This is a genomic window from Polyangiaceae bacterium, assembly GCA_015075635.1.
Classification (GTDB): domain Bacteria; phylum Myxococcota_A; class Polyangia; order Polyangiales; family Polyangiaceae; genus JADJKB01.
Map to the genome: position 1 here is coordinate 156,935 of JABTUA010000001.1, position 17,791 is coordinate 174,725.

11 protein-coding genes and 1 pseudogene are annotated in these 17,791 nt (G+C 67.4%); 3 read left to right on the plus strand and 9 right to left on the minus strand.

Going from position 1 to position 17,791, the window contains the following annotated elements:
• Positions 1-3: 3 nt before the first annotated feature.
• The 3 genes from HS104_00785 to HS104_00795 are packed head-to-tail and all read right to left on the minus strand — an operon-like array spanning position 4 to position 2,270.
• Entirely contained in the window at positions 4-867 is an 864-nt protein-coding gene (locus HS104_00785) for a CAP domain-containing protein (GenBank protein MBE7478517.1), read from the minus strand.
• A 50-nt stretch (positions 868-917) separates the two neighbouring features.
• Complete coding sequence (locus HS104_00790) at positions 918-2,060, minus strand: carboxypeptidase regulatory-like domain-containing protein (GenBank protein MBE7478518.1); 1,143 nt, start codon at positions 2,058-2,060, stop codon at positions 918-920.
• A gap of 48 nt (positions 2,061-2,108) precedes the next feature.
• Positions 2,109-2,270: a hypothetical protein gene (locus HS104_00795; GenBank protein MBE7478519.1), complete on the minus strand. Its 162-nt coding sequence runs from the start codon at positions 2,268-2,270 to the stop codon at positions 2,109-2,111.
• Between the two features lie 245 nt (positions 2,271-2,515).
• Between HS104_00795 and HS104_00800 the strand changes: the two genes are divergently transcribed.
• Positions 2,516-3,817, plus strand: coding sequence for an HlyC/CorC family transporter (locus HS104_00800; GenBank protein MBE7478520.1), 1,302 nt, complete (start codon positions 2,516-2,518; stop codon positions 3,815-3,817).
• A gap of 16 nt (positions 3,818-3,833) precedes the next feature.
• On the opposite strand, the gene HS104_00805 is transcribed toward HS104_00800, so the two are convergent.
• The gene (locus HS104_00805; protein ID MBE7478521.1) at positions 3,834-4,316 is read right to left on the minus strand and encodes a hypothetical protein; all 483 of its coding nucleotides are present in this window, start codon (positions 4,314-4,316) and stop codon (positions 3,834-3,836) included.
• Positions 4,317-4,472: 156 nt separating this feature from the next.
• Here HS104_00805 and HS104_00810 point away from each other — a divergent pair, with 156 nt between their 5' ends.
• Positions 4,473-6,140, plus strand: a complete 1,668-nt coding sequence (locus tag HS104_00810; GenBank protein MBE7478522.1) for a protein kinase — start codon at positions 4,473-4,475, stop codon at positions 6,138-6,140.
• Positions 6,141-6,406: 266 nt separating this feature from the next.
• Positions 6,407-6,544, plus strand: a pseudogene (locus HS104_00815) (FmdB family transcriptional regulator).
• 745 nt (positions 6,545-7,289) lie between these two features.
• On the opposite strand, the gene rpoC reads toward HS104_00815, so the two are convergent.
• The 5 genes from rpoC to HS104_00840 form a co-directional block, all read right to left on the minus strand.
• Positions 7,290-11,552: a DNA-directed RNA polymerase subunit beta' gene (gene rpoC / locus HS104_00820; protein MBE7478523.1), complete on the minus strand. Its 4,263-nt coding sequence runs from the start codon at positions 11,550-11,552 to the stop codon at positions 7,290-7,292.
• A 15-nt stretch (positions 11,553-11,567) separates the two neighbouring features.
• Entirely contained in the window at positions 11,568-15,707 is a 4,140-nt protein-coding gene (rpoB, locus tag HS104_00825; protein MBE7478524.1) for a DNA-directed RNA polymerase subunit beta, read from the minus strand.
• 284 nt (positions 15,708-15,991) lie between these two features.
• Positions 15,992-16,375 carry a 50S ribosomal protein L7/L12 gene (gene rplL, locus HS104_00830; GenBank protein MBE7478525.1) on the minus strand — a complete coding sequence of 128 codons (384 nt, stop codon included), beginning with the start codon at positions 16,373-16,375 and terminating at the stop codon, positions 15,992-15,994.
• 103 nt (positions 16,376-16,478) lie between these two features.
• On the minus strand, positions 16,479-17,003 hold the full coding sequence (locus HS104_00835) for a 50S ribosomal protein L10 (protein ID MBE7478526.1): 525 nt from the start codon (positions 17,001-17,003) through the stop codon (positions 16,479-16,481).
• A 1-nt stretch (position 17,004) separates the two neighbouring features.
• The gene (locus tag HS104_00840; protein MBE7478527.1) at positions 17,005-17,718 is read right to left on the minus strand and encodes a 50S ribosomal protein L1; all 714 of its coding nucleotides are present in this window, start codon (positions 17,716-17,718) and stop codon (positions 17,005-17,007) included.
• Between the last annotated feature and the right edge of the window lie 73 nt (positions 17,719-17,791).

The window sequence follows — 17,791 nt, forward strand, 5'->3', positions numbered from 1 at the left end:
GGGTCAGTTGCCGAAAATCTGGCCCCACTGGGTGTTGTAGTTGCCGATCCCGACGCGCTTGAAGCTGGTGCTGAGCATGTTGGCGTTGTGGCCGGGGCTGTTGATCCAGGCCGTCATCGCCGACTGGGCGCTGCTGGAGCCGTAGAAGATGTTCTCGCCGTTCGCGCTGGTCCCGCACAGGTTCGCGCGGGTCCAGGGGCTGCTCACCGACGCCTCCGGCGCGGTGTGGGAGAAGAAGGTGTGCACGGCCATGTGGTGGCAGTGCCCCTCGATGGTCGCCTCGAGCTTGGTGTCGTAGGCCAGCGCGCTCCGACCGTTCGCGACGCGATGCTGATTCAGGAGGTTGAACCCCTCGGTGATGCGCGTCTTCTCCGTCGCGCTGGGCACGCAGCAGACCGGAATGAGCTTGCCGGCCTCGCTGCCGGTGCCGCCCGGATCGGTCTTGGTCTCGTAGTGCCCCGTCGGCGAGCCGCCGGTTCCACCGCCGCTCGGCGCTCCGCCGCCGCTCGGCGCTCCACCACCGCTGGGCGCTCCACCGCCGCTCGGCGCTCCGCCGCCGCTCGGCGCTCCGCCGCCGCTCGGCGCTCCGCCACCGCTCGGCGCTCCGCCGCCGCTCGGCGCTCCGCCACCGCTGGGCGCTCCGCCGCCGCTCGGCGCTCCACCGCCGCTCGGCGCTCCGGCCATGCCCGCTGCCCCACCGTCTCCACCGGAGCCGCCAGCGCCGCCACCACCGGCGCTGGTTCCACCTTGCCCGTACCCGCCGCCCGTGCCCTCTTCGAACGTCACGTCGTCGTAGCCGAGCACGTTCGCACACCCGGGCGCGAGCCCCAGGAGCACGGGCAGGATCCACCCGGTCCGATGCCGCATCACTCGAGTGTCGCTTCGAAGTCGCGACCTGACAACCCTGAACCCGTGTTTCAGCGCGCCGCGCGCAAGCTGAGCTCGCCCGCGTCCGTGCGTCGGTCGGGCGAGAGTTGGATTCGAACCCGCTCCTGGTGGTGGCCACTCGCTTCGAGCACCAGCTCGTAGGTGCCGGAGGGCAGGCCTTCCACGACGACCTCGCCCTCCGGCGGCTCGTACAGCCGGCGCGCCACGCAGACTTCCTGCGAAAAATGCGAATCGTACTCACACACACTCACCATCAACGACTTCGCCTCACTCGCCAACGTCACGCGGGCCTCCACGCTCGCCGGCTTCTGTAGGCGGAGCTCGACGTTCGCGGAGCCGGGACGGAGGGCGCGCAGGTGTCGAGGCGCGAAACCCTCCGCGGTCGCGAAGACGTTGACGGGCGCGTCGCCTAGCCCGGTCAGCTCGAAGCGCCCTTGCTCGTCCGCCGTGACAATCGCGCCGCCCTCGTCGGAGCTGCCGACGCGGGCGCCGGGCACGACGGCGCCGGTTTCGTCCACGACGCGTCCCGAGAGCACGCGGCCGGCCTCGAGCCGAACCGTGTGTTCGGTGAGCGTGCCGGCCGCCTCCAGCCGGACCTCGCCCCGGCCCGGCCGGTGTCGCCCGGTGAAGGCGTGCACGACGTAGGCCCCGGGCTCGAGCTCGCCGACCTCGCAGCGGCCGTCGGGTGGCGTCTCGCAGCGACCCCGCTCGCGCTCGCCAGCGGCCACCACGCGGACGGTCGCACCAGGCAGCGGCCGCCCCAGTGGGTCCTCGACCCTGGTGACGAGCGCCGCCGCGGCCGGCAGCTCGACGCTGACTCGGGTCGAGCCCACCGGGAGGTCCACCTGGCGCTCCTGACGCATGTGGCGGCTGTGGCCGACGATCAGCCGCAGCCGTCCAGGCGCGAGATCGCCGAGGGACACCTCGCCCGCCTCGTCGCTCTCTCCGGACGCGACCAGGTCGTCGCCGAAGGCGAGCGCCACCTTGGCCCGAGCCACCGGCGCTCCGGCGCTCGTGACCGTGACCACCAGCGCCGCTCGGGACGGCGGCGCGACCGGCGCTGGGCCCCGCGGCGGCAGCGGCGCGGCTTCGCGCGGCGCGCGCAGCGACAGGCCGACCCCCACCGCCACGACGGCGGCGACGACGCCCCAGAGGATGCTTCGCCGGTTCATGCCTCGCCCGGTGCGGTGTAGCACCAGCGAAGTCGATCCCCCTCCGGATCAGGCCCGGCGACGGCTCGCGCGGAGGCCGAGGCGCACCGCGTCGTGGACCAGCCCGGGGTCCCGCTCCCGCCGCGACCGCGCCATGAGCCAAGAGACGAACGCACCCTCCAAGAGCACGATCCCGATGAAAGCGGCGTCGAGCTCACTCGCTCCGAGCATGAAGTCAGGCCTCCCTTCCCTAGGCGCGTATCGGGATCCGCGCACGCGGGCCAAGATTTCGTCCGGAACGCGCCGCGGCGACGCGCGCCCCGAAGCCGGAAATGGCCGACAAATGCGCTGGTTTTCTCCCCGGGGTCGCGTTGCGCTATAGGTCGAGGCGGATTGGCGCGCCGGATCGTGCGCGCGGGGTCGAGGACCGGGACTTGAGCACGAACCTAGCGGAGGGAGCGACAGCGACCCCGAGCATGTCTCCGTGGTTGGGGCTCTCGCTGGGGCTCCTGCTGGTCGCCCTGAACGGCTTCTTCGTGGCCGCCGAGTTCGCGCTGGTCAAGGTGCGTCCCACTCAGATCCAGCCGCGAGCCGACAAGGGCGAGTTCCGAGCGCGCATGACGCAGCACGTGCTCGGCAGGATGGACTCGTACCTGTCCGCGGCGCAGCTGGGCATCACGCTGGCCAGCCTCGCGCTGGGCTGGATCGGAGAGCCAGCCTTCGCCTGGATCCTGCGCCCGCTGTTCGCCCAGTTCCCCGGGCTCAGCCCAGCCGTCCAACAGACCGTGGGCATCACCGCCGCCTTCTTCACCATCACGGCGCTGCACATCGTGCTGGGCGAGCAGGCTCCCAAATGGCTCGGCCTGAAGAACGCCGTGGCCGTCAGCTTGTGGGTCTCGGTGCCCATGTTCCTGTTCCACAAGCTCACCTTCCCGCTGACCTGGCTCTTGAACCTGACCACCAACGCAGTGCTGAAGCTGGTTGGCGTCGAGGCCACCGGGAGCGGGCACGCGGACCACAGCGAGGAGGAGCTGCGTCTGCTCTTGTCCTCGGGTCCGACGGGGCGGCTCTCGAAGCAGAAGCGCGAGCTGCTCGACAACGTTTTCGAGCTGTCCCACCGCACGGCGCGCCAGGTCATGGTCCCGCGTGCCGACGTCACCTACCTGTCGCTGCACCGCTCGCTGGAAGAGAACCTCGACATCGCGCGCCAGACCGAGTTCACCCGCTTCCCGCTGTGCAAGGAGGACCTCGACCAGGCGATCGGCATCGTCCACATCAAGGACCTGTTCAGGGCCGCCGAACTGCCGAAGTCGCTCGAAGCCGTGAGGCGGGAGATCCACTTCGTCCCCGAGACGCTGACCCTGGACCGACTGCTCCGGCGCATGCGCAAGGAGAAGGAGCACATGGTGGCCGTGGTGGACGAATACGGCGGCGTGAGCGGAATCGTCACGCTGGAAGACGTGATCGAGGAGATCGTCGGGCAGATCCAGGACGAGTTCGATCAGGAGAAGCCGGACATGGTTCGGGAGTCGGGCAACGTGTTCCGGGTCTCGGGTGCGCTGCTGGTGATGGACCTCGAGGACGCGCTCGACGTCGAGTTCAGCGAACGGGACGAGGACACGGTGGGGGGGGTCGTGCTCTCCGAGCTCGGGCGTCAGCCGAAGGTCGGCGACGTCGTCGAGGTCGGGGAGGTCCGCTTCGAGGTCCTCGAGACCAGCCGCCGTCGCATTGGCTCGCTCCGGGTCACGGTGCGACACGCCCAGGCGCGGAGCGCCTGACGCGGCCGACCCGACCTCAGCCGCCCTCGCCCGCCTGCGCCAGCCGCGCCGCGCGCGCGGCGTCCAGGCGCTGATCCAAGGTCTCGCGCAGGAAGCGCAGATCGAAGCGCTCTGGCCGGTCGTCCTCGCCGGCGATCTCCCGGAGGATCTCGTCGGCGTGCTGGCGGGGCGCCTCCGGCACCCCGAGCGCGGCGGCCAGCTGCGTCAGGGCCTCCTTCGTCCTGACCGAGGCTTCGCCGTCGAGCGTCGCGATCCAGGAGGCCACCGCGTACACGAACAGGCGATCGGCCTTGGACATGTTCATGCGATCGACCACGCCCATGTCCACGCGGTTCTTGACTGCTTCCTCGAGCTTCTGCAACGCCTCGATGTCGAGGCCTTCTTCCGCAGCGGTGCGCAAGATCGCGTCGGCAGCCTGCCGCGTCAGCTCGCCGTCCGCCCAGCCCACGGCGGCCAGCGCAATGTAAACGTCGAGCCCGAGGATGGGGTTCGTCGCCATCGAGACGGAGACTACACCGGACGCCCTGCTGTCGAGAACGGTCTCTCGCGCGGAGCGCCGACTGTGCCGTTTCCCCGCAGCCGACCTGTGAAGTCGGCGCGGGCGCCATCTCTCGACTTGAAACGCGGGCCAAGACAGCCGAAAACCAGATCCCGCATGGGCTCGACCCCCCCGCCGCCCACGCTCGTGCCCGGCCAGCTGCTCGACCGGTACGAGTTGCTCTGCCCCGTGGCCCAGGGCGGCATGGCGCAGGTCTGGGTCGCGCGCCTGCAGGGAAAGCTCGGCTTCGAGAAGCTCGTGGCGATCAAGACCATGATCGCCGAGCACGCCCACGACGACAAGTTCGAGAAGATGTTCCTCGACGAGGCGAACATCATCGCGCGCATCCGACACCCGAACGTCGCTCAGATCCTGGATCTGGGTCACCAGGGCAGCGTGATCTTCCTCGTCCTCGAGTGGATCGAGGGCGAGTCTGCTGCTGCTCTGCGCCGTGCCGTGCACAGCAAGGGCGAGAAGATGCCGCTGAACGTGGTGCTCAGGGTCGTCGCCGACGCGTGCGCGGGGCTGCACGCGGCTCACGAGCTCAAGAACGAGCGCGGCGAACCGCTCAACGTCGTGCACCGTGACGTGTCACCGTCGAACGTCCTGCTCAGCGTCAGCGGCGAGGTGAAGCTCATCGACTTCGGCGTGGCGAAGGCAGTGGACCGCATCGCGCCAGAGACGGCCGCCGGCGTCATCAAGGGCAAGGTGGCTTACATGTCGCCCGAGCAGGCGCTGGGCAAGGCGGTGGATCGGCGCGCGGACATCTGGTCGGCCGGCATCATGCTCTACCACCTCCTGGCGGGACGGACGCCTTACGAGGGCGACAACCAGATCCAGACCCTGCACCAGGTCGTGCAGGGCCTGCCTCCGGAGCCCATCAAGGGCATCCCGCCAGAGGTCGCGGAGATCGCCTACACCGCGCTTTCATACGCCGCCGACGGCCGTTATGCCACGGCTGACGAGATGCAGCGCGCGGTCGAAGCGGCCCTGGTCAAGTGCTGCGGACCGACCACGCAGTCGGACGTCGCCACGTACGTGAACTCCAAGATGTCGGAGCGCGTCGCGCGGCGCAGACGCACGATCCAGCGGGCGCTCGAGGCGGCGGAGCAGCGCAAGCAGCTCGCGCACGAGTTCGAGTCCGCCATCGAACAGTCGAGCAGCAGCATGTACGCCGCGCTGGAGCTCAAGACTCCGTCGTCCCTTCAGGGCTTCACGCGCTCGGAGGCCTCCTCGGATGCGGAGATCGACGCGCTGATCGGTGACGAGAACGCACCGCGAGCGCAGGCACCGGCACCGCTCGAGATCCCTGCCGCCGACACCGAGTCCCCGGCGTTCTCGGACGCACCGACGTTGAAGAAGCCACCCACGAACCTGCCGGACATCCCGATGCCCGCCAGTGTCGCCAAGGCGCCCGGCCCATTGCCCCCGATTCCGAGACCGCCAGCTTCGGACCGACCGCCACCCGCGGCGACGGGGACCGACGCTCCGCTCCCACCCATCCCGCGCGAGGCGCCCGTCGATTCCGAGTCGGGCCCTTCACGTCAGGCGAAGACCGCACCCAAGATCGTCCTTCCGCCGCCGACCGTGATCACGGAGGTACAGGACGCGACGTCGCCGCGCCAGTTCCAATCCATCCCGGACACCTCGAAGTTCGGCACGCGCCGCCGTGGGCCGCTGATCTTCGTCGGTTTCGCTGCCGCGCTGCTGGTGCTCGGCTACGGCGCCTACCTGGCCTGGGACAAGGTGACCACCGAGCGCGGCATGGCGCCGTCGGGTCCTTGAGGCCTCCGCCGCGCGGCGATTAACCCGCGCGTAATTCTTCAGCAATCAGACGGCTCGGGGCCGTGGCCGGAGCACCCCGAAGGGATGGACAGCGAGAGCGCACATGCGCCCAAGCCTCGCACTTTCGCGCCGAGCCGGCGATCGCGTCGTGTATTCTCTTGCGCATGCGATCGACTTTGCGTGGGGTCTTGGCGCTCGGAACGACTCTCTTGCTGGCGGGTGCGCTCGGGAGCGGCTGCGGAAGCGACGACAGCGGCGGCGGCAGCGGCGGTAGCACGGGCGGCAGCGGCGGCAGCACCGGCGGCAGCGGCGGCAGCACTGGCGGCAGCGGCGGCAGCACCGGCGGCAGCGGCGGCAGCACTGGTGGCAGCGGCGGCAGCGCTGGATGCCCGGCAGCGCCGGATCCCAACAGCACGGACGCCTGCGACGTCTGTCAAGACCAAGACCACGTCGAGTGCGCGTGCGACGCCGAGATCACCGCCTGCCTCGCGGACGACGAGTGCAGCGCCATCTGGGACTGCGTCGTCGACGGAGAGCCCGACGCCGGCGTCGCCGCATGTCCGACGGCGTTCGACGCCACGAGCGCCGATTGCGTGAAGCAGTGCATCGCTCTGCATCCGAACGGCAAGGCCAACTACCTGGCGATGGAAGACTGCATGTACTGCAACTACTGCGGCGCCGCGTGCGACACGGCCGCGTACTGCGCCACGCTCAAGGGCGCCGGCGACGGCGGCACCACGGACGGCGGCAGCGACGCCTCGAGCGACGCCCCGACCGGCGACGCCGCGGGCGACGCCCCGACCGGCGACGCCACGGGCGACTCGACGACGGACTGACCTGACGGCCGCCTCGACCCTCAGAAAACCGCCAAGGCGCCAAGAGCGCCAAGAGCGCCAAGTTCGCCAAGTCAGAGACTTCTCAATCTTCGAGTCTCTGAAGGTGTGAATTTTCTTCTTGGCGAACTTGGCGTTCTTTCTGGCGTCTTGGCGGTTCTCTCCCGATCCGTGGCCGCACCGGCAGAGTTGTGAGCAATCGTGAGCCCGTCGGGACTTCCAAGGGTCGTCGTCGCCCACTTCTCTTGCACAAAACACACGAGCCGCCCGACCTTGCGATCGAACGCCTCGCGTCTTTCGCTAGCGCAGGCCTAGCTCACTCTTCGCCGACGGCCGCGGCGATCTCGGCGGGCGTGGCGCGCTGGATGGCGATGGGCGCGTAGCGCTCGCCGGAGTCGTCCACCACCAGGTTCAGCCGCTTGTAGGGCGGCAGGCCCGTGCCGGCGGGGATGAGCCGGCCCATGATGACGTTCTCCTTGATGCCGCGCAGATCGTCCGTCTTGCCGCAGATGGCCGCCTCGGTGAGCACCTTGGTCGTCTCCTGGAAGGACGAGGCGCTGATGAAGCTCTCCGTCGAGAGCGACGCCTTGGTGATGCCGAGCAGCATCGCCTCGGCGACGGCGGGCTGGCCGCCGCGCTCCATCACGCGCGTGTTCTCCTTCTCGAACAGGTACTTCTCGACCTGCTCGTCGACCAGGAAGTTGGTGTCACCCACCTCCTTGATGCGCACGCGACGCAGCATCTGGCGCACGATGACCTCGATGTGCTTGTCGTTGATGCCGACGCCCTGCAGGCGGTAGACCTGCTGGATTTCGTTCACGAGCCAAGCCGCCAGCTCCTTCTCGCCCTTCACCTTCAAGATGTCGTGCGGGTTGGCGGGGCCGTCCTGGAGCGGATCGCCGGCGCGCACGTGGTCGCCCGGCTGCACCTGGATGTGCTTGCCCTTCGGGATCAGGTACTCGCGCGCCTGATCCGGCAGCGGGGCGCCGTCCGTGGCGAACGGCGTGATCATGAGCTTGCGCTTGCCCTTGGTGTCCTTGCCGAAGGAGACCTCGCCGTCGATCTCGCTGATGATGGCGTGATCCTTGGGCTTGCGGGCCTCGAACAGCTCGGCCACGCGGGGCAGACCGCCGGTGATGTCCTGCACCTTGGTGGTGTCGCGCGGGATCTTGGCGATGGCCTCGCCCGGATTGATCTCCTCGCCCTCGAGCGCCACGATGTTGGCGCCGACCGGCAAGAGGTAGCGCGCGTCGAGCTCGGTGCCCGGCAGCTTCATCGCCTCGCCCGTCTGGGGGTCGGTGATGGTGATGCGCGGACGCAGATCCGCGGCGCGGCTCTCGATCACGATCTTGCGGCTGAGGCCGGTGACCTCGTCGACCTTCTCGATGACGGTGACGCCCTCGACCAGGTCGCCGAACTTCACGATGCCGCCGACCTCGGTGAGGATCGGGCTCGCGAAGGGATCCCACTCGGCCACGATGGTGCCGGCCGGCACGCGATCGCCCTCCTTGTACTTGAGGATGGCGCCGTAGACCAGGCGGTGGTGCTCGCGCTCGCGACCCGTGTCGTCCATGATCACGAGCTCGCCGTGGCGGTTCATGACGGCGATGGTGCCGTCCTGCTTGAGCGCCATCTGGGTGTTGCGCAGGCGAATCGTGCCCTCGGTGCGCGTCTCGAGCGAGCTCTGCTCGATCTTGCCGCGCGCCGCCGCGCCACCGATGTGGAACGTCCGCATGGTGAGCTGGGTGCCCGGCTCGCCGATGCTCTGGGCAGCGATGATGCCGATGGCCTCGCCCATGTTGACGCGGTAGCCACGCGCCAGGTCGCGGCCGTAGCACATGCCGCACACGCCGCGGCGCGTCTGGCAGGTGAGCACGGAGCGGATGACGACCTCTTCGATGCCGGCGTCCTCGATCTTGCGGACCAGCGCCTCGTCGAGCTCGGTGTTGCTCTCGACCAGCACCTCGCCGGTGAGCGGATCGACGACGTCTTCGAGCACCACGCGGCCCAGGATGCGGTCGCCCAGCGGCTGGATGACCTCGCCGGCCTCCTCCAGCTTGGTGACGCGGATACCGTCGAGAGTGCCGCAGTCGAACTCGGCGACGACGGCGTCCTGCGCCACGTCCACGAGGCGGCGGGTGAGGTAGCCGGAGTTCGCGGTCTTGAGCGCGGTGTCGGCCAGGCCCTTGCGCGCGCCGTGCGTGCTGACGAAGTACTGCAGCACGGTGAGGCCTTCGCGGAAGTTCGCGGTGATCGGCGTCTCGATGATTTCGCCGGAGGGCTTGGCCATCAGGCCACGCATGGCGGCCAGCTGGCGCATCTGCTGGGTCGAACCACGCGCGCCGGAGTCGGCCATGATGTAGACGGGGTTGAAGCTGGCCTCTTCGACCTTCTCACCCGTCTCCGGATCGACCACGGTCTCGCGGCCGATCACGTTCATCATCTCCTCGGTGACGCGGTCGGCGACGCCGGCCCAGATGTCGACCACCTTGTTGTAGCGCTCGCCGTCGGTGATCAGGCCTTCCTGGTACTGGTCCACCACCTTCTCGAGCTCGGCCTGCGCCTCGTCGATCAGGACCTTCTTCTTGGGCGGGATGATCATGTCGTCCATGCAGATCGACACGCCACCCTGAGTCGCGAAGTTGAAGCCCAGCGTGCGCAGGCGGTCCGCCAGGAGCACGGTCTCTTTGTTGCGGTGCTTGCGGTAGCAGACGTCGATCAGCGCCGAGAGCGCCTTCTTGTTGAGCACCTTGTTCGCGTAGTCGAACGGGATGCTCTCCGGCAGGATCTCGCTGATGAGCACGCGACCGACGGTGCTCTCGAGCATGCGCGTACGCGGCTTGCCTTCTTCGTCCCGGTCGGTGACCCGGACCTTGATGCCGGCGTGCAGGTCCACGACGCCGTTGTCGTAGGCCATGCGCACCTCGGCCGGAGAAGAGAAGACACCGCGCAGGTAGCCCTGGAGCTCGCCCTTCTTCTCGTCGACCTTGAAGGAGCCTTCGCGGAAGGAGCCCGGCGCGAAGCGGCGCATGCGGGTCGCGTAGTAGAGCCCGAGCACGATGTCCTGGGTCGGGTTGATGATCGGGCGACCGTTCGCCGGCGAGAGGATGTTGTTCGTGCTCATCATGAGCACGCGCGCTTCCATCTGCGCCTCGATGCTGAGCGGCACGTGCACCGCCATCTGGTCGCCGTCGAAGTCGGCGTTGAAGGCGGCGCAGACCAGCGGGTGGAGCTGGATGGCCTTGCCCTCGATCAGCACGGGCTCGAAGGCCTGGATACCGAGGCGGTGCAAGGTCGGCGCGCGGTTCAGCATCACCGGGTGCTCGGTGATCACCTCTTCCAGGATGTCCCAGACCTCGGGACGCTCCTTCTCCACCATCTTCTTGGCGCTCTTGATGGTGTTGACGAAGCCGCGCTCCTCCAGCTTGTTGTAGATGAAGGGCTTGAACAGCTCGAGCGCCATCTTCTTCGGCAGGCCGCACTGGTGCAGCTTGAGCGCCGGGCCGACCACGATGACCGAGCGGCCCGAGTAGTCGACGCGCTTGCCGAGCAGGTTCTGGCGGAAGCGACCCTGCTTGCCCTTGAGCATGTCGGACAGGCTCTTGAGCGGGCGCTTGTTCGGGCCGGTGATGGTCTTGCCGCGACGACCGTTGTCGAACAGCGCGTCCACCGCCTCCTGCAGCATGCGGCGCTCGTTCCGGATGATGATCTCCGGCGCGTTGAGCTCCAGCAGGCGCTTCAGGCGGTTGTTGCGGTTGATGACGCGACGGTAGAGGTCGTTCAGATCGCTGGTGGCGAAGCGGCCGCCATCCAGGGGAACGAGCGGCCGCAGATCCGGCGGCAGCACCGGGATCACCGTGAGCATCATCCACTCCGGGCGGTTCCCGGAGCCACGGAAAGCCTCGACCACCTTCAGCCGCTTGGCGAACTTCTTCCGCTTCGCGTCGCTGGTGCTCGTGCGCATGTCGTGGCGCAGCGACTCCGAGAGGCTGTGTACGTCCACGCGCTTCAGCATCTCGAGCACCGCCTCGCCGCCCATGCCGGCGCTGAAGCGGTCCTCGCCGTACTCGTCGAGCAGCTGGGTGTAGCGGTCCTCGGTCAGGAGCTCACCCGCCGAGAGGCCGGTGTCCTTCGGATCGATGACGATGTACGCCTCGCAGTACAGGACCTTTTCCAGATCCTTCAGCGTGATGTCGAGGATGTTGCCGATGCGGCTGGGCAGGCTCTTCAGGAACCAGATGTGGGCGACCGGCGTGGCCAGGCTGATGTGGCCCAGGCGCTCGCGCCGCACCTTGCTCTGGATCACCTCGACGCCGCACTTCTCGCAGACGATGCCGCGGTGCTTCATGCGCTTGTATTTGCCGCAGATGCACTCGTAGTCCTTCACGGGCCCGAAGATCTTCGCGCAGAACAGGCCGTCCCGCTCCGGCTTGAAGGTCCGGTAGTTGATGGTCTCCGGCTTCTTCACCTCGCCGTGGGACCACTCGCGGATCTTCTCCGGGCTCGCGAGCGAGATCCGCATCGCGGAGAAAGAGAGGGGATCCTTGGGCTTCTCGAAAAACGAAAAGATGTCACGCATGGTTCGTCTCCCTACTCACTCTTCCGCAGCCGCGGCGCTGCCGGGACCGGCCGGGCCTTCGACCAACTCGACGTTCAAACAGAGCGATTGCAGCTCTTTGATCAGCACGTTGAAGCTCTCCGGCAGGCCCGCCTCGAGCGCGTATTCGCCCTTGACGATCGACTCGTACATGCGTGTGCGGCCCTGCACGTCGTCGCTCTTCACGGTCAGGAACTCCTGGAGCGCGTAGGCGGCGCCGTAGGCTTCCATGGCCCAGACCTCCATCTCACCCAGGCGCTGCCCGCCGAATTGCGCCTTGCCACCCAGCGGCTGCTGCGTGACCAGCGAGTACGGCCCGATGGACCGCGCGTGGATCTTGTCGTCGACCAGGTGGTGGAGCTTCAGCATGTACATGATGCCCACCGTGACATCCTGCTCGAACGGGTCGCCGCTGCGTCCGTCGAACAAGATGGCCTGACCGCTCGACGGCAGCTCCGCCAGCGCCAGCGCCTCCTTGATCTGGGACTCGCGCGCACCGTCGAACACCGGTGAGCCGAACAGCACTCCGTGTCGCAGCTTCCGAGCCAGATCGTAGGCCTCGTCGTTCGAGAGGCTCTTGATGGTCTTCACGAACTTCTCGTCGCCCGAGTAGACGTCCGCGAGCTTCTGCTTGACCTTGTCGGGGCTGAACTTCTGCTCGACCATCTCGGAGAGCTGGCGACCGAGCTGACGCCCCGCCCACCCCAGGTGGGTCTCGAGGATCTGCCCGACGTTCATGCGGCTCGGCACGCCGAGCGGGTTCAGCACGATGTCGACGGTGGTGCCGTCGGCTAAGTACGGCATGTCCTCTTCCGGCAGCACGCGGCTCACCACGCCCTTGTTGCCGTGGCGGCCGGCCATCTTGTCGCCGACCTGGATCTTGCGCTTGATGGCGACGTAGACCTTCACCATCTTGATCACGCCGGGCGGCAGCTCGTCGCCGCGCGACAGGCGCTCGATCTTCTCGCGGAAGTGCTCCTCGCGAGCGCGCACCATGTCCTCCAGGTCGGTGAGGAGCTGCGCGACCTGATCGGCCCCGGTCTCGACCGGGATCTCGCCCCAGTACTTGCGCGGCACGCCTTCGAAGGCCTCGTCGTTCAGCTCGGCGCCCTTGGCGAGCAGGACCTTGCCCTTGTCGTCCACCAGCTTTCCGGTGGTGACCTTGCCCGTGAGCACCCTCTTGATCTTGCGGAAGAAGCTGTCGCGGAAGATCTTCACTTCCTCGTCGCGGGTGCGCTCGAGCTTGGCGCGCTCCTGGTCCTCGATGGCCTTGGCGCGCTCGTCCTTGTCGGTGCCCTTGCGGCTGAAGATGCGGGCGTTGATCACGATGCCGCTGACGCCCGGGGGCACCTTCAGCGAGCTGTCGCGAACGTCGCCGGCCTTCTCGCCGAAGATGGCGCGCAAGAGCTTCTCTTCCGGAGAGAGCTGGCTCTCGCCCTTCGGAGTGATCTTGCCGACCAGGATGTCACCGGGCTTCACCTCGGCGCCGATTCGCACCACGCCGGCGTCGTCGAGGTCCTTCAGGGCTTCCTCACCGACGTTCGGGATGTCCTTGGTGATCTCTTCCTTGCCGAGCTTGGTGTCGCGGGCGACGCACTCGAACTCCTCGATGTGGACCGAGGTGTAGATGTCCTCGCGGACCAGCTTCTCGCTGAGGAGAATCGAGTCCTCGAAGTTGTAGCCCTGCCAGGGCATGAACGCGACGAGCACGTTCTGCCCGAGCGCCAGCTCACCCATGTCGGTGGCCGCGCCGTCGGCGAGCACGTCGCCGGCCTTCACCACCTCACCCGGACGGATGATGGGCTTCTGGTTGTAGCAGGTGCTCTGGTTCGAGCGCTGGTACTTGGTCATCTGGTAGATGTCCGGCACCTCGTCGCCCTCGGCGCCCGTGGCGCGGACCACGATGCGCTCGGCGTCCACGCTCTCCACCACGCCGTCGCGCTTGGCGATGACGCACACGCCCGAGTCGATGGCCACGCGGCCTTCCATCCCGGTGCCGACCAGCGGCGCCTCGGTGCGAACTAGCGGCACGGCCTGGCGCTGCATGTTCGCGCCCATCAGCGCGCGGTTGGCGTCGTCGTGCTCCAGGAACGGCACCAGCGCCGCAGCGACGCTCACCATCTGGTTCGGGGCGACGTCCTGCAACTCGATCTGGTCCGGTGCCGCCATGCGGAACTCGCCGTTGAAGCGAGCGCTGACCAGGGAGCCCTTGAACTTGTTCTTGTCGTCGATGTCCGCGGTGGCCTGAGCGATGTACTTCTGCTCTTCCTCCAGCGCGCTGAACCAGTGCACCTCGGGGGTCAGCCGGCCGTGCTCCACCTTGCGGTACGGCGTCTCGACGAAGCCGTACTCGTTGACGCGCGCGAAGGTCGAGAGCGAGGCGATGAGGCCGATGTTCGGACCTTCCGGCGTCTCGATCGGGCAGATGCGGCCGTAGTGGGTGGCGTGGACGTCGCGCACCTCGAAGCCTGCACGCTCGCGGGTCAGGCCGCCGGGCCCGAGGGCCGAAAGGCGGCGCTTGTGGGTGACTTCGCTGAGGGGGTTGGTCTGGTCCATGAACTGCGAGAGCTGCGAGCTCCCGAAGTACTCCTTGACCACGGCACCCACCGGCTTGGCGTTGATCAGGTCGTGGGGCATCAGCGTGTCGATCTCCTGCGACACGCTCATGCGCTCCTTGATGGCGCGGGCCATGCGGACCAGACCGATGCGGTACTGGTTCTCCATCAGCTCGCCCACCGCGCGGACGCGGCGGTTGCCGAGGTGGTCGATGTCGTCCACCGAGCCGCGGCCGTTCTTCAGCTCGATCAGGTGACGCACCGTCTCCAGGATGTCCTGCGGCGACAGGATGGTCTGGTCGAGGCCCGGCTTCTGGTCCTCCGGCAGGTCCCGGTAGAACTTGTAGTTGAGCTTCAACCGGCCGACCGCCGACAGGTCGTAGCGCTCCATGTTGAAGAACAGGTTGTTGAACAGCTGCTTGGCCGTCTCCAGCGTCGGCGGATCACCGGGGCGCAGGCGCCGGTAGATCTCCATGATCGCGTCCTCGGTGGTCTTCACCTTGTCGGCGATCAGCGTGTCGCGCAGGTAGGGCCCCACGTTCAGGCCGTCGATGAACAGCACCTTGAAGTGGTCGACGCCGGCTTCGCGCAGGCGCTCCAGGGTGACCTCGGTGACCTCCTCGTTGCACTCGAGCAGGACCTCGCCGGTCTCCTTGTCGATGACGTCCTGGGCGCTGACCTTGCCCACCAGCTCGACGACCTCGATGGGCAGCCGATCGATCTTGGCTTCCTTGAGCTTCTTGATGGCGGCGCGGGTGAACTTGGTGTTCTTGCGCACCACGACCTCGGAGCCGACCTTGATGTCGCGGGTCGAGCGCTGCCCTGGGAGCAGATCGAACTCGATGCTCTTGCCGAACTTCCCACCCTTCTCGAGGAAGATGGTCTCCGTCGAGTAGAAGTAGTTCAAGAGGTCCTGCGAGCTGTAGCCGAGCGCGCGCAGCAGCACCGTCGCGTGCATCTTCCGGCGGCGGTCGATGCGCACGTAGATGATGTCCTTGTGGTCGAACTCGAAGTCGAGCCACGAGCCCGAGTAGGGGATGACGCGGGCCGAGTAGAGCAGCTTGCCACTGGAGTGGGTCTTGCCCTTGTCGTGGTCGAAGAACACGCCGGGGCTCCTGTGGAGCTGGCTGACGACCACGCGCTCGGTGCCGTTGATGATGAAGGTGCCGGTCTCCGTCATCAGCGGGATCTCGCCGAAGTAGACCTCCTGCTCCTTGATGTCGCGGACGATGCGCTCGCCACCCTCGCGGGTGTCGTAGACCATGAGCTGCGTCGTCACCTTGATGGGTGCGGCGAAGGTCATGCCGCGCTGCCGGCACTCGTCGACGTCGTACTTCGGCTTCTCGAGGTTGTACGACACGTAGACGAGCTCGCTGGTCCCGTCGAAGTCCTTGATGGGGAAGACGCTGCGAAAGACCTCTTCGAGACCGATCTCGCGCCGATCGCGCGGACCGAGCTCGGACTGGAGGAACTTGTCGTAGCTGGACTTCTGGATGTCGATCAGATTGGGGATGTCGACGACGGAGTCGATCTGACCGAGGTTCTTGCGGTGCCGGAAGTTCGACTGGACCTTGGATGCCATTCGCGGTTCCTCCGATGGGGAGTCACGGGACCGCGCAGATTGCGCGGTGGGGGGGGCCGAGAGCCGGGCCCGAAACAGGGCCGAGGGGCCCAAAGCGGGATCGATGGAGTCGGGAAATCGCTGCGCGCTGCCGTGCCGACAAAACGCCGGCGCGGCGGCACACCACGACGTTCACGTGGTGGCCACGCGCTGGGGAAACGGAAGCGTTCGGAGCGGGGTCAAGCGACAATGCTCTGGGGCTTTGGGGCCAAGCCTTCTGGCTCGGCCCCAGCACCCCGAGGGCCTCACTTGACCTCGACCTTTGCGCCGGCTTCTTCGAGCTTCTTCTTGATGTCGGCCGCCTCGTCCTTGCCGATGCCCTCCTTGAGGGCCTTCGGCGCGCCCTCGACCAGGTCCTTCGCCTCTTTGAGGCCAAGGCCGGTGAGCTCGCGGACGATCTTGATGACGTTGATCTTGCTCGGACCCGCGTCGGCGAGGATGACGTCGAACTCCGTCTTCTCCTCGGCGGCGGCGGCGCCACCACCACCGGCGGCGACCGCACCAGCAACCGCGACCGGCGCTGCGGAAACGCCCCACTTGGTCTCGAGCTCCTTCACGAGCTCCGCGATCTGGATGACCGGGAGGTTGGAAAGGTAATCAACGACCTGCTCACGAGTAATCTCAGCCATTTTCTTGCTCCATCAAGGCCCCGAAACTTGGGTGTCGCGGCGCCGGAATCTTGGGTTCTTGGTTTCTTGGTTTCTTCTGGAAGTGTTTGGGTGACGGGGCCTGTCAGCCCTCGTCTTTGCGCTGCTTCGCCGCCAGCACGCCGACCATTTCACGGGCCGGAGCGTTGAGCAGCATCACGAAGCGCTGTGCCGGCGCGATCATCTGCGCGAGCAGCATCGCCCTGGCTTCGTCCTTGCCGGGCATGGTCGCCAGAGTGTCCTCGACGCTCTTGCCGTCGAGGACCTGGCCCTCGAGCACGCCGGCCTTGATCTGGAGCTTCTCGTTCTCGCGCTTGAAGTCCTTGACCACCTTGGCGGCGGCGTTCGGCTCTTCGTAGCTCCAGGCGACGCCGGTCATGCCCTTCAGGGCCTTGGCCAGGCCGCCGCTCCAGGTCTCGCTCTTGAGCGCCTGCTTGACCAGCGTGTTCTTGACGACCTTGTACTCCACGCCTTTGGCGCGGAAGGCGTCGCGAAGCTTGCTCACCTCCTCGACGGTCATCCCCGTGAAGTCGAGGAACACCGCGGAGGTCATCTTCGAGAATCGATCCTTGAGGACCTGGATCGCTTCTTCTTTTTCCGTGCGTAGCATCTCAGTGCTCCTCTTCCCCGGCGACCAGCGTGGCCGGGTCGATGCGGACACCGGGGCCCATGGTGCTCGAGAGCGTGAGGCTCTTGAGGTAGACGCCCTTGGCAGTCGACGGCTTCTTCGCGATGAGCTCGCGGATCAGCGCGTGGGTGTTCTCGGCCAGCTTGGTCTGGTCGAACGAGGCCCGCCCGATGCGGCAGTGGACGACCCCCGCCTTGTCGACGCGATACTCCACCTTGCCGGCCTTCGCCTCGCGCACGGCCTTGGCCACGTCCGGGGTGACGGTGCCGACCTTGGGATTCGGCATCAGGCCGCGCGGACCGAGCACGCGGCCGAGCTTGCCGACCGCGCCCATCATGTCCGGGGTGGCGATGACGCGGTCGAAGTCCATGAAGCCCTCGGTGACCTTCGCCACCAGCTCGTCCGAGCCGGCGAAGTCAGCGCCCGCGGCGAGCGCTTCCTTCTCCTTCTCGCCCTTCGCGAACACGAGCACGCGCACGCTCTTGCCGGTTCCGTGCGGGAGGATGATGGCTCCACGCACCATTTGATCGGCATGCTTGGGGTTCACGCCCAGGCGCACCGCGACGTCGACGCTCTCGTCGAACTTCGCGTAGGCGGCCTGCTTGACGAACCCTGCGGCCTGCTCGACCGAGTAGCGCTTCTCGCGGTCGAACGCCGCCAGCGCTTTGGTTCTCTTCTTGCTGTCTTTTTTTGCCATGGTTTTCGTCTTTCGACTCCTGGAGAGCGGGGTACTCGGCGCCGACGGGGTCGAGCCTCCGTTCCAGTACGCT

What these genes read in the sequence shown, in the direction of transcription:
- HS104_00795 (MBE7478519.1), bottom strand. Translation starts at nt 2,270, where the DNA reads ATGCTCGGAGCGAGTGAGCTCGACGCCGCTTTCATCGGGATCGTGCTC.
- HS104_00810 (MBE7478522.1), top strand. Translation starts at nt 4,473, where the DNA reads ATGGGCTCGACCCCCCCGCCGCCCACGCTCGTGCCCGGCCAGCTGCTC.
- HS104_00800 (MBE7478520.1), top strand. Translation starts at nt 2,516, where the DNA reads ATGTCTCCGTGGTTGGGGCTCTCGCTGGGGCTCCTGCTGGTCGCCCTG.
- HS104_00840 (MBE7478527.1), bottom strand. Translation starts at nt 17,718, where the DNA reads ATGGCAAAAAAAGACAGCAAGAAGAGAACCAAAGCGCTGGCGGCGTTC.
- rpoC (MBE7478523.1), bottom strand. Translation starts at nt 11,552, where the DNA reads ATGCGTGACATCTTTTCGTTTTTCGAGAAGCCCAAGGATCCCCTCTCT.
- HS104_00785 (MBE7478517.1), bottom strand. Translation starts at nt 867, where the DNA reads ATGCGGCATCGGACCGGGTGGATCCTGCCCGTGCTCCTGGGGCTCGCG.
- HS104_00805 (MBE7478521.1), bottom strand. Translation starts at nt 4,316, where the DNA reads ATGGCGACGAACCCCATCCTCGGGCTCGACGTTTACATTGCGCTGGCC.
- rpoB (MBE7478524.1), bottom strand. Translation starts at nt 15,707, where the DNA reads ATGGCATCCAAGGTCCAGTCGAACTTCCGGCACCGCAAGAACCTCGGT.
- HS104_00835 (MBE7478526.1), bottom strand. Translation starts at nt 17,003, where the DNA reads ATGCTACGCACGGAAAAAGAAGAAGCGATCCAGGTCCTCAAGGATCGA.
- rplL (MBE7478525.1), bottom strand. Translation starts at nt 16,375, where the DNA reads ATGGCTGAGATTACTCGTGAGCAGGTCGTTGATTACCTTTCCAACCTC.
- HS104_00790 (MBE7478518.1), bottom strand. Translation starts at nt 2,060, where the DNA reads ATGAACCGGCGAAGCATCCTCTGGGGCGTCGTCGCCGCCGTCGTGGCG.